Origin of the sequence: Buchnera aphidicola (Aphis glycines), assembly GCF_001280225.1 — a bacterium.
GTDB classification, from domain to species: domain Bacteria; phylum Pseudomonadota; class Gammaproteobacteria; order Enterobacterales; family Enterobacteriaceae; genus Buchnera; species Buchnera aphidicola_E.
Window position 1 is genome coordinate 345,024 of record NZ_CP009253.1, and the last position, 20,956, is coordinate 365,979.

The 20,956-nt window shown below is 24.7% G+C and carries 20 protein-coding genes and 3 tRNA genes; 11 read left to right on the forward strand and 12 right to left on the reverse strand.

What is annotated here, in order from left to right:
* Positions 1-2: 2 nt before the first annotated feature.
* Entirely contained in the window at positions 3-791 is a 789-nt protein-coding gene (gene znuB, locus IX46_RS01580; RefSeq protein WP_053940272.1) for a zinc ABC transporter permease subunit ZnuB, read from the reverse strand.
* A gap of 34 nt (positions 792-825) precedes the next feature.
* A complete protein-coding gene (gene znuC / locus IX46_RS01585; RefSeq protein ID WP_053940273.1) occupies positions 826-1,542 on the reverse strand; it encodes a zinc ABC transporter ATP-binding protein ZnuC in 717 nt (238 codons plus the stop codon).
* 521 nt (positions 1,543-2,063) lie between these two features.
* Here znuC and IX46_RS01590 point away from each other — a divergent pair.
* Entirely contained in the window at positions 2,064-3,164 is a 1,101-nt protein-coding gene (locus tag IX46_RS01590; RefSeq protein ID WP_082249198.1) for a peptidoglycan DD-metalloendopeptidase family protein, read from the forward strand.
* A 35-nt stretch (positions 3,165-3,199) separates the two neighbouring features.
* On the opposite strand, the gene pyk is transcribed toward IX46_RS01590, so the two are convergent.
* A complete protein-coding gene (gene pyk, locus IX46_RS01595; RefSeq protein WP_053940275.1) occupies positions 3,200-4,645 on the reverse strand; it encodes a pyruvate kinase in 1,446 nt (481 codons plus the stop codon).
* A gap of 277 nt (positions 4,646-4,922) precedes the next feature.
* On the opposite strand from pyk, the gene zwf reads away from it, so the two are divergent.
* From zwf to tsaB, 4 genes are all read left to right on the forward strand, one after another.
* Positions 4,923-6,392 carry a glucose-6-phosphate dehydrogenase gene (gene zwf / locus IX46_RS01600; protein WP_053940276.1) on the forward strand — a complete coding sequence of 490 codons (1,470 nt, stop codon included), beginning with the start codon at positions 4,923-4,925 and terminating at the stop codon, positions 6,390-6,392.
* A gap of 158 nt (positions 6,393-6,550) precedes the next feature.
* On the forward strand, positions 6,551-7,426 hold the full coding sequence (gene htpX / locus IX46_RS01605) for a protease HtpX (protein ID WP_053940277.1): 876 nt from the start codon (positions 6,551-6,553) through the stop codon (positions 7,424-7,426).
* Between the two features lie 591 nt (positions 7,427-8,017).
* Positions 8,018-9,571 carry a TerC family protein gene (locus IX46_RS01610; RefSeq protein ID WP_053940278.1) on the forward strand — a complete coding sequence of 518 codons (1,554 nt, stop codon included), beginning with the start codon at positions 8,018-8,020 and terminating at the stop codon, positions 9,569-9,571.
* 171 nt (positions 9,572-9,742) lie between these two features.
* A complete protein-coding gene (tsaB, locus tag IX46_RS01615; RefSeq protein ID WP_238967834.1) occupies positions 9,743-10,282 on the forward strand; it encodes a tRNA (adenosine(37)-N6)-threonylcarbamoyltransferase complex dimerization subunit type 1 TsaB in 540 nt (179 codons plus the stop codon).
* 120 nt (positions 10,283-10,402) lie between these two features.
* Here the strand turns inward: tsaB and minE are convergent, their stop codons facing one another.
* The 3 genes from minE to minC are packed head-to-tail and all read right to left on the reverse strand — an operon-like array spanning position 10,403 to position 12,235.
* Positions 10,403-10,654, reverse strand: a complete 252-nt coding sequence (minE, locus tag IX46_RS01620) for a cell division topological specificity factor MinE (RefSeq protein ID WP_053940279.1) — start codon at positions 10,652-10,654, stop codon at positions 10,403-10,405.
* A gap of 2 nt (positions 10,655-10,656) precedes the next feature.
* Positions 10,657-11,469: a septum site-determining protein MinD gene (minD, locus tag IX46_RS01625; protein WP_053940280.1), complete on the reverse strand. Its 813-nt coding sequence runs from the start codon at positions 11,467-11,469 to the stop codon at positions 10,657-10,659.
* 25 nt (positions 11,470-11,494) lie between these two features.
* The gene (gene minC, locus IX46_RS01630) at positions 11,495-12,235 is read right to left on the reverse strand and encodes a septum site-determining protein MinC (RefSeq protein ID WP_053940536.1); all 741 of its coding nucleotides are present in this window, start codon (positions 12,233-12,235) and stop codon (positions 11,495-11,497) included.
* A gap of 244 nt (positions 12,236-12,479) precedes the next feature.
* On the opposite strand from minC, the gene rsmC reads away from it, so the two are divergent.
* On the forward strand, positions 12,480-13,493 hold the full coding sequence (rsmC, locus tag IX46_RS01635) for a 16S rRNA (guanine(1207)-N(2))-methyltransferase RsmC (protein WP_071880123.1): 1,014 nt from the start codon (positions 12,480-12,482) through the stop codon (positions 13,491-13,493).
* Positions 13,494-13,501: 8 nt separating this feature from the next.
* Here rsmC and IX46_RS01640 read toward each other — a convergent pair.
* Both IX46_RS01640 and IX46_RS03190 read right to left on the reverse strand, forming a co-directional pair.
* Positions 13,502-13,589 (reverse strand) — tRNA-Leu (locus IX46_RS01640).
* A 9-nt stretch (positions 13,590-13,598) separates the two neighbouring features.
* A tRNA-Cys gene (locus tag IX46_RS03190) sits at positions 13,599-13,669 on the reverse strand.
* Between the two features lie 166 nt (positions 13,670-13,835).
* Between IX46_RS03190 and IX46_RS01645 the strand changes: the two genes are divergently transcribed.
* A tRNA-Ser gene (locus IX46_RS01645) sits at positions 13,836-13,920 on the forward strand.
* 37 nt (positions 13,921-13,957) lie between these two features.
* Here the strand turns inward: IX46_RS01645 and IX46_RS01650 are convergent.
* Entirely contained in the window at positions 13,958-14,983 is a 1,026-nt protein-coding gene (locus IX46_RS01650) for an OmpA family protein (protein ID WP_053940281.1), read from the reverse strand.
* Positions 14,984-15,186: 203 nt separating this feature from the next.
* Positions 15,187-16,740 (reverse strand): murein biosynthesis integral membrane protein MurJ, encoded by a 1,554-nt coding sequence (gene murJ, locus IX46_RS01655; protein WP_053940282.1) that lies wholly within the window; start codon positions 16,738-16,740, stop codon positions 15,187-15,189.
* Between the two features lie 150 nt (positions 16,741-16,890).
* Here murJ and pyrC point away from each other — a divergent pair, with 150 nt between their 5' ends.
* Positions 16,891-17,937 (forward strand): dihydroorotase, encoded by a 1,047-nt coding sequence (pyrC, locus tag IX46_RS01660; RefSeq protein ID WP_053940283.1) that lies wholly within the window; start codon positions 16,891-16,893, stop codon positions 17,935-17,937.
* 40 nt (positions 17,938-17,977) lie between these two features.
* Here pyrC and IX46_RS01665 read toward each other — a convergent pair whose 3' ends face one another.
* Both IX46_RS01665 and flgA read right to left on the reverse strand, forming a co-directional pair.
* The gene (locus tag IX46_RS01665) at positions 17,978-18,379 is read right to left on the reverse strand and encodes a hypothetical protein (protein WP_071880124.1); all 402 of its coding nucleotides are present in this window, start codon (positions 18,377-18,379) and stop codon (positions 17,978-17,980) included.
* Between the two features lie 52 nt (positions 18,380-18,431).
* A complete protein-coding gene (flgA, locus tag IX46_RS01670; protein WP_053940285.1) occupies positions 18,432-19,088 on the reverse strand; it encodes a flagellar basal body P-ring formation chaperone FlgA in 657 nt (218 codons plus the stop codon).
* A gap of 299 nt (positions 19,089-19,387) precedes the next feature.
* Here flgA and flgB point away from each other — a divergent pair, with 299 nt between their 5' ends.
* Genes flgB through IX46_RS01685 form a run of 3 tightly spaced genes read left to right on the forward strand, consistent with a single transcriptional unit; the run spans position 19,388 to position 20,906 of the window.
* On the forward strand, positions 19,388-19,804 hold the full coding sequence (gene flgB, locus IX46_RS01675; protein ID WP_053940286.1) for a flagellar basal body rod protein FlgB: 417 nt from the start codon (positions 19,388-19,390) through the stop codon (positions 19,802-19,804).
* A gap of 4 nt (positions 19,805-19,808) precedes the next feature.
* Complete coding sequence (gene flgC / locus IX46_RS01680; RefSeq protein WP_053940287.1) at positions 19,809-20,219, forward strand: flagellar basal body rod protein FlgC; 411 nt, start codon at positions 19,809-19,811, stop codon at positions 20,217-20,219.
* Between the two features lie 9 nt (positions 20,220-20,228).
* Positions 20,229-20,906, forward strand: a complete 678-nt coding sequence (locus IX46_RS01685) for a flagellar hook assembly protein FlgD (RefSeq protein WP_053940288.1) — start codon at positions 20,229-20,231, stop codon at positions 20,904-20,906.
* Positions 20,907-20,956: the final 50 nt, after the last annotated feature.

The following is a 20,956-nucleotide window of genomic DNA, read 5'->3' on the forward strand; positions in this document are numbered from 1 at the left end:
TTTTACAAAAAAAATTTTTTTATAGTACTTAATAAATAAAGACAAGAAGAAAATAAAACAATAGATGGACTTGTAGGAATATTAAAAAATATAGATGAAATTACTCCTCCTGTAATAGAAAAAATACTTATTAAAATTCCAATAATCACCATTTTTTCTGGAGAATTAGAAAAATATTGTGCAGTAGCGGGAGGAATAACTAATAAAGAAGTGATTAATAAAGCACCTACAAATTTGATTGCAATAGAAATGGTTAAAGCAGTTGTTAACATTAAAGTCAATCGTACATAAAAAATATTTATTCCATCAATTTGAGCTAATTCAGGGTTAATTGTAACTAATAAAATAGAATTCCAACGAATAATTAAAATAATTAAAACTATGACACTCCCTAAAATAACAGAAAATAAATCACATATCTCCATAGATAATAAATCACCGAATAGATAATGATTAAAATTAACTTGTTTTGAATTAGCAACGATACTAATTAATATCATGCCTAAAGATAGTGAGCTATGTGATATTATTGTTAATATAGTTTCTAATGCAATTGGTAATATTTTTTCTAACCAAGCCAAAAAAATAGCAAGTACACTGATAAAAACTAAAATAATATAAAATGAATTAGTTTGAAATATTATGGATATAGCTAATCCAAGTAAAGATGAATGCGATAATGTATCACCAAAAGATGACATACGACGCCAAACTATAAAAGCACCTAGAGGTCCTGTAGCAAAAGATAGAAAAACTCCAGATAACCATCCAGGAAAAATTAGTTTAAACATAATATAAAATACTCTAAAATTTTATTTCACCGCTTTAATATTGATGAATATGATCATGATTATGATGATAAATTGCGATTTCTTTAATGCGTTTTGAACCAAATATTGAAATAAATTCTAAATTTTTAAATACCATTTTAGGACTACCAGAACAACAAATATGTTTATTTAAACAAATAACATAATCAGTTCGAGCCATAACAAAATTTAAATCATGAGAAACTATTAAGATTGTACAATTTAATTCATCACGTATAGAATAAATTAAATTATAAAAATCTAGCTGTCCCGTTACATCAATTCCCTGTGTTGGTTCATCTAATATAAGTAAATTAGGATTATTTAATAAAGCTCTAGCTAATAAAACACGCTGCATTTCACCACCAGATAACATTCTTAATAAAATATGCCTAAGAGATTCTGCTTTTACGCGTTTTAATATTTTTAAAACATTTGTGTTTTTCTTTTGACAAGACAACTTCATAAATCGTTCTACTGTAATAGGTAGTAAATGATTAAAATAAAACTTTTGAGGCACATAACCAATAGATATATATGGAGATCGAAATACTGTTCCCAAATTAGGTTTGATTAAGCCCAATATAACCCGTATTAAAGTAGACTTACCAGATCCATTTGGACCAATTAATGTTATTATACGATTGGAATTTAAAGATAATGATATGTTATGAAGAATAGATCGATCAGATAAGGTAACATAAATGTTTTTTAAAACAATAAACTCTAACATAATAAGATAGACTTTGTGTATTAAATCCTAATTTTTTATATTATAAAAGATTTTTTTAGAAATGAATATACATTTATTTGAAAAATGTAATTATAATTTTTATTTCGTATTAGCAATAATACAGACATTATTTAACAATTTGTTTTTTAAAATTATTTTACATATAAATTTTTTTAAAATAAAAAAATTTGAAAAAATTCATCATATACATTATATATAATATATTTAAATTAAAATAAAATTTATCGATTTTTAAATTCATTTATATCATTTTAAAACATATTTTTTTAAAATTTTTATAAATTACAAGATTTAATTTGTTTCAAAAGTGTGTGGTAGAAAAATAAAATCATTCAATAATGGCTAATATAGAAAAAATATTCTAATTATTATGCTAAGCAAAAAAATTAAATATTTTTTGCTTAAAATTTTCATATTATCAATTCATTTTGTTTAATTATATTTTTAAATTTATTATACTATTATAATTAATATATTATCCGATTAAAATTATTCGAGGAATGCAAGAAGTGTATTGTGTTTACAAAAAAATTTCTTTATTTTTAAATCTCTTACATTTAAATTATATAGTTAACTTTTATAATATATCTATATTCTTCATAAAAATCATTATTTTTACTTTGATACTATCCAGTTGTAACATTGAACTGAAAGAAAAAAAAACGTTATTTAATCGAATTATTAATCTTAAAAAAAACGATCAATTAATAAATCATTCGAAAGACGATACTAAATATAAAAAAAACAAAAACGTTAACTTTCAATTTTTTAAAAATTTTATGACAATTAAAAATGAATCTAGTTTTATTTCATTTTTGTCAAATAACACGTTATTTAAAAAAACAGTTTATATTCAAAAAAATTCTAATTTTTTCAGAAGCGCACGTCAAATAGGATTAAATTTATTTGATATTAATACTGCTATTCAGGCTATAGAATGGCAAATTAGTTTTCATAAAATACATCCTAATAGTACATTTGATCTCATTTTTTTAAAAGAAAAAACAAATTCAAAAAAAAATAAAAATATATTACTAGGTATAAAATTAAATAATATAGACAAAACGTATTATTCTATACGAGCTATGAATGGAAATTTTTATGATATTCATGGTTTTAATACATCAAAAATGAATATGAACTTTTTATTTTTAAAAAAATATCGAATTTCTTCTTCTTTTAATTTACATCGTATTCATCCCATTACACATCGTATAAGTCGTCATTTAGGAGTAGATTTAGCAATGCCACAAGGAACTGTAGTTCGAGCTACTAGTAATGGGAAAGTCATAAAAACGGGATTCAATAAAATCTCAGGTTTTTATGTAGTGTTAAAACATTTTAATCAATGTATCACTAAATATATGCATCTTAAAAAAATCTTAGTTAAAATAAATCAAGATGTTCAAATAAATCAAAAAATTGCGTTATCTGGAAATTCTGGTAGAACAACCGGACCACATTTACACTATGAAATATGGATTAATAAACATGCAGTCAATCCAATATATGCTCAGTCTGATTTTATAGAGCCACTGACAGACAAAAAGTTAACTTTATATTTTAAAATATCTAAAATCATTTTATCAAAATTAAAATAATTTTTTTAATACATTGCAATTAACATAAATTCAAGCTAATAAATAACTTTTAAAATTCTACTAGTATTTGTTTTTCCTGTTTTTCCCATTATATCTCCTTGAGTGACGATAACTAAATCATTATTAAATAAAAAACCTTTTTTACATAATAATATTATAGCTTCATTAGCAGCTTTTACCCCATCATGTTGACTATCAAAATAAATAGGAATAACACCTCTATATAAAGTAGATAAATTCAAAGTTTTCTTATGTTTTGATAAAGCAAAAATAGGCAATCCAGATGTAATTCGAGATGTCATTAAAGCAGTTTTACCAGATTCAGTCATAGTAATAATTGCTGTAATTCCATTTAAATGATTTGCTGCGTACATAGCCGACATAGCAATAGTTTCTTCTATATCATTAAACTTTATATTCATGCGATGTCTAGATACATTGATACTAGGTACCCTTTCAGCTCCCATACAAACTTTTGACATATTTAAAACAGTTTCTGCAGGATATTTACCAGATGCAGTTTCAGCAGATAACATAACTGCATCACTCCCATCTAATACAGCATTTGCAACATCCATTACTTCTGCACGAGTAGGTGATGGATTTAAAATCATAGATTCCATCATCTGAGTGGCTGTAATAACGACTTTATTTAATTTCCTAGCACTTCTAATTAAATTTTTTTGAATACCAACAAGTTCTGCGTCTCCAATCTCTACTCCTAAATCTCCTCTAGCAATCATGATAGCATCTGACGATAGTATTATATCTTCTATTGAATTTTGGCTGCTCACAGCTTCTGCGCGCTCTATTTTCGCAATAATTTTAGCTTGACTACCAGCTTTATTTAATAAATATCTTGCTTTTTTTAAATCTTCTCCACATCTAGGGAAGGATATGGCTAAATAATCTACATCTATTGTGGAAGCAAGTATTATATCTTTTTTGTCTTTTTCTGTTAAAGCATGAGCAGATAATCCACCACCTAATTTATTAATACCTTTATTATTTGATAAAATTCCTCCTATAACAACTATAGTATATATTTCGAAATCTGTAACTTTTAATACTTTTAATTGTATTTTACCATCGTCTAACAGTAAAATGTCATTAATATTTAAATCATATGGTAATTTTTTATAATCAATTCCTACTCTTTCTTGATTACCATCAGTATCTTTCAAGTTTGCATCTAATATAAAAATTTCATTTTTTTGAAGTAAAATACTATTGTTTTGAAATTTGGAAATTCTAATTTTCGGCCCTTGTAAATCACCAAGTAAGGCAATATTACAATTTAAATGGCACATAATTTCTCTTGCTTTTTCAGCTCTTTCAATATGTTCATTAGCAGAGCCGTGAGAAAAATTTAAACGAAGAACATTGACTCCAGATTCAATAATTTTTTTAAGATTATCGTTTTTGTCTGTAGCAGGACCTAAAGTAGCAACGATTTTAGTTCTTCTTAAACGAGTTAACATGAATACCTCCAGTAATTTATTTTATTATAATATTATTAATTAAATTTTATTTTTAAAATTCACTTAAAATAAAATATAACAAACACTAAGCGTTTATTTATATTGATTTATTTAGTAAAATTGATAGAAAAATTTTAAATTTAGTATTAATAATAGATGATATTAAATAAAAAATCTTAAAAATATATTTTAATCTATAATGATTTTCAAAAAAAGTGTATTAATTTTCTATATTTTTAAACACATAAAATATGATATTTTAGAAAAGAGAACCGTTATGATCGATACTATTCAAGCTTGCGATTTAGTTATTTTTGGAGCCAAGGGAGATTTAGCTCAAAGAAAATTATTACCTGCTTTATATAAATTAGAAGAATATAAAAAAATACATCCTGATACACGCATCATCGCATCAGGCCGTGCTGATTGGACTAGAAAAGAATATATAAAAATAGCAAAAACAGCAATTAAAAAATTTTTAACACAAGAAATCAATGAAAATATTTGGAATAAATTTAGTGCACGTTTATATTTTTTAAATGTTGATATTTTTAAAGAGCTGTGTTTTATAGAATTAAAAAAAATACTAAATCAAACAAAAAGTATAATTATTTATTATTGTGCTGTCCCTCCAAGTGTATTTAGTACTATTTTTAAAAGATTAGGACAAATTAATTTAAATTTATTTCCTGCAAGAATAATCATAGAAAAACCATTAGGTGTATGTCTTAAAACATGTAAAGCAATTAATGATCAAATATCTAAATATTTCTTAGAATCACAAATTTTTAGAATTGATCACTACCTAGGTAAAGAATCAATACTCAATTTAATTTCTTTACGATTTGCTAATTCATTATTTTTTAATAGTTGGAATAATAAAATAATTGATCATGTGCAAATTACTATTTCTGAACAAGTAGGTATTGAAAACAGATGGAACTATTTTGATAAAATGGGCCAAACAAAAGACATGGTTCAAAATCATCTTTTACAAATATTAACTATAATTGCAATGGATCCACCAAAAAATATTTCATCAACAAGCATACAAAATGAAAAAATAAAAATTTTACGTGCGTTAAAAACTATTAATTCAGAAAACATAAATATTAAAACTGTTCGCGGTCAATACACCGAAGGTAATATTCAAGGGAAAAAAGTTTCTTCATATTTAGAAGAAAAGGGAGCAAATGTAAAAAGTCAAACTGAAACATTTGTATGTATTAAAGTAGATCTTAAAAACGATCAATGGTTTGGTGTACCTTTTTATTTAAGAACTGGAAAAAGATTAGCAGAGAAATATTCAGAAATAGTAATTGTGTTCAAAAAAATGCCAATTAATTTATTCAAAAATAATAATTATAATTTGTCTCAAAATAAATTAATTATACGTTTAGATCCAAATGAAAACATCCAAATAGATTTTTTAAAAAAAATATCAGGATTAAATGAAATATATCAATTAAAAAATGAAAAAATTCAGTCAAATTTATTTACAAAGACAAATTCAAAAAAAATTGATGCTTATGAAAGACTTTTATTAGCAGCTATGAAAGGGGATCAATCTTGTTTTGTATGTCGTGAAGAAACAGAAGAAGCATGGAAATGGATTGATCCTATTATAGAAGCTTGGAAAAATAGCAAAGAAAACACTCTTAAATTATATGCTGCAGGTACATGGGGGCCACAAAATGCAGATGACATAATTATGAAAGATGGGAGATATTGGCATAAATTTCATTAAAATATAATTAATTTATCTATCTTGACTTTTTTAACAAAAATATGTTATTTTGTCAATATTTTTACATATTTAATTTAAAAATTAACTTTTTTATATAATCAATGTTCAAAAATTAATTTTAAAATACTATTTGACTGAATTGAGGAAGATCATATCTTATGATACGCATCATTCTTTTCTTAATAACTAACTTAGCAGTTACATCAATATTTTCTCTAATTATTGCATTAACAGGAATTGCTTCGGATAGTATTTATGGTATATTTATTATTTCTAGTTTGTTTGGTTTTAGTGGATCCCTTGTATCATTACTTATATCTAAATGGATTGCGTTACGTTCAGTTAATGGTAGAATAATCAAATCTCCTAGCAATGATATAGAAAAATGGCTAGTTTCGACTGTACATAAGCAATCAATTCAAAAAGGAATAAAAACACCTCAAATTGCCACATATGATGCTATTGATATCAATGCATTTGCAACAGGTCCTCGACGTAACTCGGCATTAGTTGCAGTATCATCAGGGCTATTAGAAAAAATGACTAAACATGAAGCAGAAGCAGTGATCGGTCATGAAATTAGTCATATTGCTAACGGAGATATGATTACCATGAGTTTAATACAAGGAGTGGTAAATACTTTTGTTATTTTCATATCTCGTATTATCTCACAAATATTAAATAGCTTTCTATCAAACAATAACGATGAAGATAATACAAATGAAAAAAATTCATTTGTTTTTTTTATCATTTCAACATTATTAGAAATAACGTTTGGTATGCTAGCAACTATCATAACTATGTGGTTTTCTAGACATCGAGAATTTTATGCAGATGCTAGTTCTGCCAAATTGGTTGGGCGTAAAAAAATGATTGCTGCGCTAAATAAATTAAAATCAAGTTATGAAGTTCAAGAATCACAGAGTATTATTACACTTTGTATTAATGGTAGATCTAGATCGATAGCATTATTTGCGTCTCATCCTTCTTTAGATAAAAGAATACAGGCGTTAAATAATAAAAAATATATGTAAAATAAATTGCATACAATTTCTCTTAGTAGAAATATATCTATTAAGAGAAAACATTAAAAAAATTTATTTTTTATTAAATTCTGTTAAGCTTGTATTTTTATGTAAAAAAGTTTATAATTAACGTAAATATAGTTTAAAAAGCAATATTTTTATTCACAATAATACAATTTTAATTAATCAAATAAAAAATATATTTATATAATATTTATATATTTAAAAAACAATATTTTTTTGAATACTATAAAAAAAATAAAATATTTGAATTTAAAATTTAAAATAAAAAAATCCTGGTATAATTAACGTAAATTTTTATATAAAAAAACAAAATTTTTTATAAAATACCTCTGTTCAAAATCAGAGAATGTTGTTTCAATATCAAATTAAATATATAAAATATTAAGAAAGTAAAAATCTAAAAATAATTAAAAAACTTTAACTTCACAGATAAATTCTCTCAAAATCTGTTTTATTCAAACATAGATCTAGATGTATCTAAATGATTTTTTCATCTTCTCGACAATAAAATATGTAATATTTATATAAAATAACTTGAATACTATGCTGTCCTATTTTTTTTACGGAGTTTTTCTGATGGATTTTTTTTTAGAACCGTCAACTTGGGCCGGCTTATTAACACTAGTAGTTCTAGAAGTAGTTCTAGGAATTGATAATTTAATTTTTGTAGCAATTTTATCCGAAAAATTACCTCCTAATCAAAGAGATAACGCAAGATTAATTGGTTTAGGACTAGCACTGGTAATGAGATTAGGATTATTATCGTTTATATCTTGGGTGGTAACTTTAACTACTCCTATCATTAATAATAGATTTTTTACCTTATCAGTTCGTGACTTGATTTTACTTATTGGTGGTTTATTTTTATTATTTAAAGCAACAATTGAATTGCATGAGCGATTAGAAAATGAAGATCATGAAAATTCAGACAACAAAAATTACGCTGGTTTTTGGGCTGTAGTTATTCAAATTGTTGTTTTAGATGCGGTATTTTCATTAGATGCTATTATTACGGCAGTTGGAATGGTTAACCAATTGTTAATTATGATGATTGCAGTGATATTGGCCGCAATACTTATGTTGTTAGCCTCGAAAGCATTAACTAACTTTATTAATTTACATCAAACAGTTATAGTTTTATGTCTTAGTTTTTTATTAATGATTGGATTTAGTTTAGTTGCAGAAGCACTAAAATTTTATATCCCAAAAGGGTATTTATATGCAGCTATAGGATTTTCTATTTTAATCGAAATATTTAATCAAATAGCCCGACATAACTTTATGAAAAATCAATCCAGAAAACCTATGAGACAAAGAGCTGCTGAAGCAATTTTGAGATTAATGATAAGAGAAAAAAATACAAATAAAAATATAACCAATGCACAATTGAGTGAAAATAAAAAAATAAATATCATTCCTTCATTAGCAACAGAAACATTTCAAGATGAAGAAAAATATATGATTAATGGAGTTCTTACGTTAGCAGGTCGATCAATTAAAAGCATTATGACACCAAGAAGTAATATATCTTGGGTGAATACAGAAAAAAACACTAATGAAATTCGTTCTCAATTGTTAGATACACCTCATAGTTTGTTTCCAGTTTGCAAAGGCGAATTAGATGAAATTATTGGTATTGTACGTGCTAAGGAATTGCTTGTAGCGATCGAAAAAAATGTAGATGTTTATCAATTTTCCTCTCAAATACCACCCATCATTATACCTGATACTCTTGATCCTATTAATCTTTTAGGTGTTCTTCGTCGCGCCCAAGGAAGCTTTGTAATTGTTAGTAATGAATTTGGGGTAGTACAAGGATTAATCACTCCATTAGATGTATTAGAAGCTATAGCTGGAGAATTCCCAGATGCTGATGAAACACCAGATATTATAAAAGAAAAGAATAGTTGGTTAGTAAAAGGAGAAACAGATTTGCATTCTTTACAACAATTACTCAATACAAAAGAATTTATTAAAGAAAATGATTGTGCTTCTTTAGGAGGGTTATTAATAGCTCAAAACGGACAATTACCTATCCCAGGAGAAATCATTCATATTAATTCTTTTTCATTTCATATTGTTAAAGTAACCGCATATCGTATTGATTTAGTTCGAATCACTAAAAAATAAAATATTTTTAGTGATACAATAAAAAAATTTTTAATTTTGAGAAAATTATGTCTAATATAATTTTAGCAATTGATACTTCGATGAATTATTGCTCAGTAGCGATATATAAAAAAAAAAATATATTCGTTATCAGATAACTGCAATAAAGAACATACTGCAAAAATATTACCAATGATCAAAAAAATACTATTAATTTCGAAAATAACATTTAAAGATCTTAATTATATATCTTTTGCAAAAGGACCTGGAAATTTTACTGGAATACGAATTGCTATAGGAATCGCTCAAAGTTTATCTTTAAGTTTAAATATTCCTATTTTAGGAATTTCTACTTTAGCTATAATGGCAGAAAAAGCATGGAGGAAGTATCATCAAAAGAAAATTTTAGTCACTATTGGAGCTGGAATCAACAAGATATATTTGGCTAAATATATCAAAGATAATACATTATTATGGACTGGAGAGAAGACAGAAGTTTTAATACATTCTTATGAAATTAACAAAGAAATGAAACACTTGAATAATGATTGGTTTCTTATTGGAAATGGATTAGAGAAATTCAATCAAAAAAATTTTTTTAATTTTAATAAAATAAAAAATATATGGCCTAATGCAAAAGATTTAATTCCATTTTCTTTATTTAATATAAAAAAAAAGAATTTTTTACATTTTACTGAATTAGAACCTAATTATTTAAATAAAGTTTTTTAAATGTAAAAATGTCAATACTGAAATACCAAAAATACTTCAGTATTGATCTCATTACTATTAACGTTAATATAGATTGAATTTGATAAGATTATTTTAACTGTTATATAACTATTCTAGTTATTAGTCTGGTAAAACAACATTTAGTTCTAATATAGAAATATCTTTATTTTTTTGCTCTAACTGTATTGTTACCATGTTAGGATCTATATTGACATATTTACAAATTACAGAAAGTATTTCACGTTTTAATTGCGGAAAATAATCTGGTTCGTTTTGAAATTTTCTTCGTTCTGCAACAATAATTTGCAATCTTTCTTTTGCTACATGAGCAGTATTTTTGTTCCGGGATAAAAAAAAATCTAATAAAGCCATATCTATCTCCCGAATAAACGTCGTAAAAAGCTTTTTTTTTCTTCTTCAATAAAACGAAACTTATGATTTTCACCTAGTAATCGATTCACTGTATCAAAATAGGCATGTCCTGCATTGGAATTATTATCTAAAATCACAGATTCTCCTTGATTTGATGCTCTCAAAACAGATACATCTTCAGGAATTACACCAATAATTGGTATACGAAGGATATCTAATACATCATTCATACTTAACATCTCACCATTTTTAACACGTGTTGGATTATAACGTGTTAACAAGAGATGTTCTTTAATAGGGGCATTATTATCTTCAGATCTTTTTGATTTAGATGATATAATTCCTAAGATTCGATCAGAATCTCGCACTGAGGAAACTTCTGGATTGGTCGTAATAATAGCTTCATCTGCAAAATATAATGATAAAATAGCTCCTTTCTCAATTCCAGCAGGTGAATCACAAATAATAAAATCAAAATGCATTTTAATTAATTCATTTAAAACTTTTTCAACTCCCAAATGCGTTAGAGCGTCTTTATCTCTAGTTTGAGATGCTGGTAGAATAAATAAATTCTTTGTTTTTTTATCTTTGATTAAAGCTTGATTGATTACTGCTTCGCCTTGAATAACATTAACAAAATCATATACTACTCTGCGCTCGCATCCCATAATTAAATCTAAATTTCTTAAACCGATATCAAAATCTATCACAACAGTTTTTTTTCCTTTTTTTGCCAAACCAGTTGCAATAGCAGCACTTGAAGTAGTTTTACCTACACCTCCTTTCCCTGAAGTAACTACAATAATCCGTGTCATATAAAAAGTTCCTAAAAATGCACTTTTAACTAAGAGAATTAATAGTTAAAATTTTATTACGTAAATAAATTTGCGCTGATTTTCCAATAAACTTCAATGGTATTTGATCCGACAACCAATATTCACCAGATATTGACAATAATTCAGCAAATAATGCTGTGCAAAATATATTACTTGTAATGTCTCCATTAGCACCTGCAAGAACTCTACCTCTAACTGAACCATATATATGGATGTTACCGTCAGCAACTAATTCTGCTCCTGCGCTGACATTATTTGTGACTATTAAATCAGAATATTTGGCATATATTTTTTGCCCTGAACGCACAGGTGTATTAATAATATGTGTTTTTTTTATTTTTTTCTTGATTGCTTTATTAGTTTCATTTTCGATATTATGTGTTTTATAAAAAAAACTAATTTTTTGATTTATATTATTTTCTATATTTGTTGATTTTTTTCCTTCTAATAAAACGGGTAATCCTGAATCAATAATAATTTTTTTAAGATAGTTATCTTTACAACCAGTCACACCTACAATAAAAAAACTATGTGAAATAATAACTTTTTGTATTTTTCTCCAATTTTTTTGATTGAATGATAAATATGAAACATTAAGAATAATAGGTGCATTTTTTAAAAATTGAGGATATTCTTGAATTTTTTTATATAATGACTTATCAATTAAATCTATATTATCACTTTTTAGATATAATACTAATAATGTGAAATTACTGCCTTTTATTTCAATAGACGTTTTTTGCATATATATTGCTCGATAATTTATATTTATATGCATATTAAATGTACATGTATTATTTTTAAAAGCTAACACATATTAATTTAGTTAAATTATAATATAAATATCATTTTATAACAATTTCTATTTTTTTAGAATTTTTACACAATTCAAGATATTTCAATGTAACTGATGTGGAGTTTAAATAAAATTTCTAATTAATAAAATATTAAACTTTTTCAAGATCAAATTTGTGAGGATCATTAAAATTTTGTTATTTTCTCAGAATAGTCAACTCATCTTACGTTATCAAAATATTTTTAAAAATAAAAAAATTTTTTTTTCAGGAAATATTCAAGATGAATTACCAAGATATTTATCTTGTATAGACAAAAGCTTACATCTTAGTGTAAAAAATGATTTTTATGAAAAAAAATCGGATCATCCTAAAAAAATTCATATACATTATAATTTACTTGTCTCGAAAAAAACTGTTAAAAATTATAATACACTTATTTACTATTGGCCTAAAAGTAAGTCAGAAGCAAAATTTCAATTGTATAATTTGTTATCTTGTTTTGCTATTGGAACTGAAATTTTTATTGTAGGAAATAATTCATGCGGCGTAAAAAGTGCGATAAAAATATTAAAAAAATGGACACATATAAATAAATTAGAAAGCGCAAAACATTCTATTCTATTCGCAGGCATTCTTCAATATAAAACAAAATTTATATTAAAAGATTTTTTTCACACACATATTTGGAAAGATTTATACATCAAATGTTTACCAGGAGTTTTTGGTTATAAAAAAATAGATTTAGGTAGTCAACTACTTGCTTCTACTTTTTCTAAACATATTCATGGTGAAATATTAGATGTAGGATGTGGATCAGGTTTTTTATCAGTATCTTTGCTTAAATATTCACCAAATTCTATAGTTACTATGATAGATAATAAGGAATCTGCAATAATATCTAGTCAGGAAACACTTTCCTCTAATCAATTATCCGCAAAGGTACTATCTAGCAATCTTTATTCAAATATATTTAATAAATTTAATTTAATTATATCGAATCCGCCATTTCACAATGATTTAAAAATAAACTTTAATATTATTAAAAATGTTATCATGATGGGATCGAAATATTTAAAAAAAAGAGGAGAGTTGAGATTTGTCGTGAATAGTTGTTTTAATTATGATTTAATTTTAAAAAAAAATTTTAAATCATTTCACGTGATTGAAAAAACCAATCTATATAAAGTATATCAAGCTTTATTATAAATATAATATGGTACCCGGAGCGGGACTTGAACCCGCAAAGCTTTTAAAGCCGAGGGATTTTAAGTCCCTTGTGTCTACCAATTTCACCATCCGGGCTTTTTATAGAGGCGTATCCCGGAATCGAACCGGGTTATACGGATTTGCAGTCCGCTACATAGCCAATCTGTCAACACGCCTATAGTTTTATATTATAAAAAAAAAAAAATAAAATTACAATAAAATTTTATAAATATAAAAATATTTATATAAAATTTTTAATAAAATAAAAAATTGTCTTTACATTCATCAATAGAATGTTTTAACATTACTAATGTTTCATAATTAAAACATTATGTTTTTTAAGGAGAGGTGGCCGAGTGGTTTAAGGCAGCGGTCTTGAAAACCGCCGATGAGAAATCATCCGAGAGTTCGAATCTCTCTCTCTCCGAAAAAATTAAAAAATAAAATTTTTATCCTCAAAAAAATTACTGATCAGCAGAAACTTCAATTTCTACACGACGATCAGGTGCTAAACAACTAATCAATAAAGCCCGACTTTCTATATCTTTACATACTTGATCAGTTAAAGGATACTGATTCCCCATTCCTTGAATGTTGATTTGATTTTCAGATATTCCATGAGAAGTAAAATAATTTTTGATACTATATGCACGATCTTCAGATAACTTCTGATTGTATTCTTTATTTCCTATTCTATCTGTATGACCTGATAGTGTAATATAAATTTTTTTTGATTTAATATTATTTATTTCATTATTAATTTTTCTTAATTTGTCATATGAAATAGGTCTTAATTCTGTGCTATTAAAAGGAAAATTAATGTTTTCATTAAGGGCGACATATTGTTGATTGGATGTTTCTGGTGTGTATGATGTAAACATATCATTAATTTTAGACTTTCCGAACTTCCATGCAAATGAAACAACTGCATCTCCTAAAGTAGGTTTTGATAAATTCATTATATTTTCAACACTACTTTTCCATGTATAATCAAATCTAGTAATAAATTCATCATTAAAAATATATTCAGCACCTACAGATAAACTAGGAAATAAACAACTATGTTTAGTAAAAGTTTTTTTCAAATCTTCTTTAGAAGCTAAATTTTCCCAAAACATCATCCCTCCTAATCGTGTGTAAAATCGAAAATCATCTGTAACAGGATAGGATAATTTTGTTGAAATTTGTACGTTATTTGCTTGTATATGTTCTTTCGATTTTTGAAACATTAGATGAGGAAAAAATCCAGTTGTATCATTTTCTATTTCCAAACCAAAATATGGATTAAATTCATATCCTAGAAATAATCCAAAAATAGGAGCATTTGTGCTTTCATCATGCTTTATATCTTGCATTTTCTTATAGTTTAAAAGATTAAAATTCGACCATCCAATTTTAGTACCTATATACCATCCATCGTTATTTTTTGATTGAACATTACTGACCAAGCTTACTAATAAAATTAGAATAGTAAGAGCTCTTTTTTTCATTTGAAAACTCCATTTTTAAGATAAATTACCAATAAATAAAAAAATTTAAAAATCTGAATTATTTTATAAAAAATTATAATACAATCTATTATATAATAAATATTATATTAATAACATAATTCAATATATTTATATTATTTATATAATATTTACATATATCTAACTAATAAAATTCAAAACTGATTAACATATATACATAATTCTTAATTAATAATTTTATTGTTATTGATGTTATTAGGATTATGGAAAAAGGATATACCTAAAAAATATAGACAAGCTAAATAAATCATTCCAGAAAAAAACAATATTGTAAATAGACGTATTATTTTAATAAAACAAGAATTTACATTATATAGAGGTATAAAATATAACATAAAAATTAGAAAAAATATCATAGAAAATGCTGCAATTAATAAACGAAAAATAAAAATTAATTCATTAGAATTAAAAAAAATCAGCTTCTTTTGATATAATTTCCAATATAACAGAAAAAAATTTATCCACCCAAATATACTAAAAGATAAAGCTAAACCTGCATGTTGTAAATAATAAATTAAACATGGGTTAAATATTTGCGTCATAGATAAAGTAAATAATGAAACTCGTGTTGGAAAACTTATTTCTTGAGATGCGTAAAAAGCTGAAGATAAAATTTTTACTAAAACTAATGCCACTAAACCAATAGAATATAATTGTAATGCTTTTTGTGTCATTAAAACATCAAAATCTGTAAATTTTCCATGTTGAAATAATATAACAACTAATGGTTTCGCAAGCATAAATAATAAAATAGAAGCAGGTAATGATAAAATTAAAGCGATTCTAAATCCCCAATGAAGTAATTTTTTATATTCTTCTAGTTTATTTTTAGAATAACTTTTTGATAGCGATGTAAATAAAATTGTACTTAAGGAAACACCTAATATCCCTATCGGAAATTCAATCAATCTATCAGCATAATACATCCAAGATATAGAACCTGAATGTAATAAAGAAATAAAAATAGTATTCAAAATTAAAGCAGTTTGATTTGCAGAAGTAACAATCAAGGACGGACCTATTTTTTTTAAAACTTTTAATAAGCCAGCATTTTTAAAATTAAATTTTGGAATTATTAACATATTTATTTTCAATAAATATGGAAACTGATATATTAACTGGATAAGTCCACCTATAATAACAGACCAAGCTAATATTAAAATTGGCGGTGTAAAAAAATTATTCAAAAAAATAGAACAAACAATCATAGTAATATTTAAAAGACTGGGTGCAATTGCCGGAATTGTAAAGTAATTCCAACTATTTAAAACAGAAGAATATAACGATGATAGAGAAATTAATAAAACATAAGGAAACATAATTTCTAGTAAAGTAGAAGATACTTTCAATGTTTGGAAGCAATTGGAAAAACCTGGCGCAGTCAATTTAACTAAATAATTAGAAAATATCATGCCTAATATTGTTAGGATAGATAAAATACAAATAATTAAACCTAACAAAGATGCAATGAAACATTTTGTATGATGTATGTTTTTATTTGATTTATAATATATTAGAATAGGGATAAAAGATTGCGAAAACACACCTTCGAAAAACAATCGACGTAATAAATTGGGAATTTTAAAAGCTACAAAAAAAGCATCAGTATAAATAGAAACACCAAAAACACGAGCAATTATAAGATCTCTAAAAAAACCTAATATACGTGAAATCAACGTCGTAAAACTAAGAGAAAATAAAGTTTTCAAAAGATTCATATTAAACTGACCTGAAACAAGTTACACATTATATTCACAGAATATTTTATTAAAACCTAAACAAAATTTTCTTGCTCATAAAATACTTAATATGTTATAAAATAAAATTATTTCTAAATAAATTTATTACCTTCAAATACATTCTAAATAATGTCTTCTTTAAAAAAAATAAAAATAATTAAACCTGATGATTGGCATGTTCATCTCAGAGATAAAAGAATCTTAAAAAAAGTTCTAAGATATACTGAAATGTTTTATCAACGAGCAATAATCATGCCTAATCTTAATAAACCGATTATAAATTGCAAACAAGCTATTGCGTATAAAAATAGAATTTTGCAAGCAACAAAACTCAATCACACTCAATTTGAACCATTAATGACTTGCTATTTAACAAGGGAAACTTCTTTAAAAGAATTAAAATATGGTTTCTTGAAAAAAATATTTATAGGCGCAAAATTATACCCTAATCAATGTACAACAAATTCAACAACAGGTATAAATAAAATTAGTGAAATTTTTCATATATTAGAATTAATGCAAAAAATAAAAATGCCATTATTAATTCATGCTGAAGAAAATAATATTGCTATTGATATTTATGATAGAGAAGCAAAATTTATTGAAACAACACTAATACCATTGCGTAAACAATTTCCAGAATTAAAAATAGTATTAGAGCATATTACAACCAAAGAAGCTGTTTCTTACGTTGAAGAAAACAATTCTGCATATTTAGCAGGAACTATAACCCCACATCATTTAATGTTAAATAGAAATAACATGTTTATTCACGGAATTCAACCTAATCTATATTGTTTACCTATTCTAAAAAGAAAAATACATCAAAATGCTTTAAGGAAAGTTATATCTAATGGTAGTACAAATTTTTTTTTAGGAAGTGATAGCGCTCCACATCTTTATAAGAATAAAATTAATTTATTTGGATGCGCAGGAATATTTAATGCTCCATCATCTTTATTATGTTACGTTACTATTTTCGAAGAAATGAAAGCATTAAAATATTTTGAATCTTTTTGTTCAAAAAATGGTCCTAATTTCTATAATTTACCAATCAATCAAAGTACTATCACATTGATAAAAAAACCTTGTAAAATTGTAAAAAAAATAGATCTTGGACAAGATTTTATTTTACCTTTTTTATCCGGAGAAATCTTAAAATGGTCTATTCTTTAAATATTACTAGTATAATTTTTGAATTTTAATAATTTCAGTTCTATAATTTTCCATTAATGTCATAAATAATACTATTATTATAAGATTTATAAAAATTTAAAAAATTTTGATTTAAATAAAATTTGTGTTCCACTAATTTTTTATTTTTAAGATTTATTTTCTTTAAAGATAAGCATTTATTTTTTATCTTATTCAAATAATAATGAATTTTATCACAATCTACACCAGAAGAAATACTATTATATTGCTTTTCAAGAGATAACTGTATTTTTTTTGCATAGTTTAATTTATTCAATAAAATATGTTTTCTTTCTATAATAAGAGATAATTCCTTTATGTTAGTTTTTGAGTTCAATAAATTTATGTTCTCTTCATGCATAGTTTTATCTAATAAAAATAAAATATTATCTATTTTTTTAACAACGTCGATTAATTTTTTCATATTTTTATGTATTTTATAATTTGTATCATTGATAAATATAATATTATTAAATTTATAAAACAACTATTACTTCTCTATCATTGTTAATTATTCCAGTAAAAATTTTCCCACTTTTAATTTGAATACGTATTTTTTCGTTTATGCCGCCATTATCGAGTGCTTTTCCGGTAGTAATAATTTCAAAATTGTTTCCTTTGAACTTAATAGTAACCTCTTTATTTAATCTGATCACCCAGAAAGCACGTGTCATAAAAGATGTAATAGGTTGAAAAGGAAAAATATCTCGTAAATTTACTCTATTTATAACATCTTGTTTATTCAAATAAGTTCCATTAGGTAAATTATTTAAACTTCCTGTTATAGATTTTAAATCTGATTCGCTTATTTTTGTTCCTCGAAAAATTTTTTTCTTTGCTACAATATACTGCCCTTGAACTTGTAATTCTAATTTTAAAAATCGATGTTGATGCCCACAAATGTATAAAATATCAAATAATCGCGCATTATGAAAATGATTTGATAATAAAAAATATGGTTTTTTACAAACTTGATTTGTTTTAAGAGGAACATGAAATAATATTTTAAAATTTTTTGTATTCAGAGAATATTCTTTTTTAAAAAATTTATTTAAGTGATTTATTAAATCATCAGCGCTAATTTTAAAAGATAAAAAAAACAATAAAATAAAAAAAATTTTTAATAATTTCATTTTCTTCCTTATTCACTGACAGAAATTAAAACTTAACCCATTACGGTTAATAAATACATATAATATATTATAAATTCTTTATAGATTTTCTTATAATCTACAAAGATTTAATAAAAAATTTAATATAAATCTATTTTAAATTTAAATTTTTTAAAAATTTATAATATAATTATATTTACAGAAAAAATTTTCTAAGTTAGCTAAGAATCATTGAAAATAAATTTTCAATGTTATTTTAATTTTATAAAATATAATGTAAAAAATTATTATTAAATTTAAAAAAGCAAAAAGGTATAAATATGTTTGAAAAAATAAATAATATGTTTAATTTAAATCAAAAATTATTAAATTTTTACGCTACAAGAAGTGAAATTTTGTCATCAAATATAGCTAATTCTGAGACACCAAAATATCAAGCAATGGATATTAACTTCAAAGATACCTTTCAAAAAATATTACAAGAAAATAAAAATTATTCTTTAAAAGTTACATTAAAAAGAACCTCAAAAAAACATTTAACACAAAACCTAAGAAGAAATAGTAATTCTTTATTTTCAGTTAAACCTGTCAAAAATACAAATATTAAAGTTGATGGTAATACAGTAGATATGAATCGTGAACGTATCGAATTTCTAAAAAATACTTTAAAGTACGAAGAAAATTTAGTATTCATAAAAAATGAAATTAAAAATATGATGCATGTACTAAAAGGATAAAAAAATGTCTTTATTTAATATACTTAATATTGCAGGTTCGGCTATAACTGCGCAATCTGAAAAAATGAATATTGTTGCTACAAATTTAGCAAATGCAGATAGTGTAATATATAAAAATGAACAATATTACCCATATATCGCACAAAGAGTTGTGTTTAAATCGTTCAATTTAAACCAAAAAGGAGCAAAAGGAGTTAAAGTAACTAAAATAATTAACGATAAAAATCCAATACAAATGATATATGATCCGAATCATCCGCTTTCTAACTCAAAAGGATATGTTTTAAAATCTAACATTAATCCCATGACAGAAACAATAGATCATATTACTGCTTCACGAGCTTATCAAGCGAATATAGAAATTTTAAAAACTGCTAAAAATATGATATTAAAAACACTATCTATTGGAGAATAAGAAAAAAAAATGAATAATATCAATGCAAATTCTTCTATTAATAACAACGTTGATAATAAAACTACTAGTGATTTTGATAGTGCTACTAATCCATTAGATCTGCAAAACAATTTTTTAAGTTTATTAATTGCCCAAATTAAAAACCAAGACCCGACTGATCCTATTAAAAATACCGAGTTAACATCACAGTTAGCTCAAATTAATACCGCAACTGGAATTGAAAGATTAAACAATACTGTAGGAAAATTTTCTGATAAAATCAATCAAAATCAAAATATTCAAATATCTTCATTAATTGGTCATCGAGTCATGATACCTAATTCACAAATTGTTCATACTAAAGATATAAAGACAGAATTTGGAATAGATTTAATTGGTTATGCAACATCAGCTGAGATAAAAATATTAGATGAAAAGGGAAAAGTGCTGCATATCAAAACAATAAAAGATGCCAAACCTGGAATATATAGTTTTACATGGGATGGTTTAGATTTAGATAAAAACACTGTTCCTACTGGAAAATATAATGTCAATGTAATAGCTAAAAACAAAGACAAAGACATTCCGGTAGAAATCTTATGTGAAGCATTGGTACATAGTATAATTACTTCTTCTAGAGACCCTATAATAGATTTAGGAGCAATGGGTACCACAACGTTATCAAAAATTCGTAAAATTTTAAAATAAATATATATGCATTCAAAAAAAATTTTAAAATCAATTGTTTAAGGAATAAA

Coding starts and splice junctions, on each gene's coding strand:
- znuB (WP_053940272.1), bottom strand. CDS start 791: ATGTTTAAACTAATTTTTCCTGGATGGTTATCTGGAGTTTTTCTATCT.
- znuC (WP_053940273.1), bottom strand. CDS start 1,542: ATGTTAGAGTTTATTGTTTTAAAAAACATTTATGTTACCTTATCTGAT.
- IX46_RS01590 (WP_082249198.1), top strand. CDS start 2,064: ATGCAAGAAGTGTATTGTGTTTACAAAAAAATTTCTTTATTTTTAAAT.
- pyk (WP_053940275.1), bottom strand. CDS start 4,645: ATGTTAACTCGTTTAAGAAGAACTAAAATCGTTGCTACTTTAGGTCCT.
- zwf (WP_053940276.1), top strand. CDS start 4,923: ATGATCGATACTATTCAAGCTTGCGATTTAGTTATTTTTGGAGCCAAG.
- htpX (WP_053940277.1), top strand. CDS start 6,551: ATGATACGCATCATTCTTTTCTTAATAACTAACTTAGCAGTTACATCA.
- IX46_RS01610 (WP_053940278.1), top strand. CDS start 8,018: ATGGATTTTTTTTTAGAACCGTCAACTTGGGCCGGCTTATTAACACTA.
- tsaB (WP_238967834.1), top strand. CDS start 9,743: ATGATCAAAAAAATACTATTAATTTCGAAAATAACATTTAAAGATCTT.
- minE (WP_053940279.1), bottom strand. CDS start 10,654: ATGGCTTTATTAGATTTTTTTTTATCCCGGAACAAAAATACTGCTCAT.
- minD (WP_053940280.1), bottom strand. CDS start 11,469: ATGACACGGATTATTGTAGTTACTTCAGGGAAAGGAGGTGTAGGTAAA.
- minC (WP_053940536.1), bottom strand. CDS start 12,235: ATGCAAAAAACGTCTATTGAAATAAAAGGCAGTAATTTCACATTATTA.
- IX46_RS01650 (WP_053940281.1), bottom strand. CDS start 14,983: ATGAAAAAAAGAGCTCTTACTATTCTAATTTTATTAGTAAGCTTGGTC.
- murJ (WP_053940282.1), bottom strand. CDS start 16,740: ATGAATCTTTTGAAAACTTTATTTTCTCTTAGTTTTACGACGTTGATT.
- pyrC (WP_053940283.1), top strand. CDS start 16,891: ATGTCTTCTTTAAAAAAAATAAAAATAATTAAACCTGATGATTGGCAT.
- IX46_RS01665 (WP_071880124.1), bottom strand. CDS start 18,379: ATGAAAAAATTAATCGACGTTGTTAAAAAAATAGATAATATTTTATTT.
- flgA (WP_053940285.1), bottom strand. CDS start 19,088: ATGAAATTATTAAAAATTTTTTTTATTTTATTGTTTTTTTTATCTTTT.
- flgB (WP_053940286.1), top strand. CDS start 19,388: ATGTTTGAAAAAATAAATAATATGTTTAATTTAAATCAAAAATTATTA.
- flgC (WP_053940287.1), top strand. CDS start 19,809: ATGTCTTTATTTAATATACTTAATATTGCAGGTTCGGCTATAACTGCG.
- IX46_RS01685 (WP_053940288.1), top strand. CDS start 20,229: ATGAATAATATCAATGCAAATTCTTCTATTAATAACAACGTTGATAAT.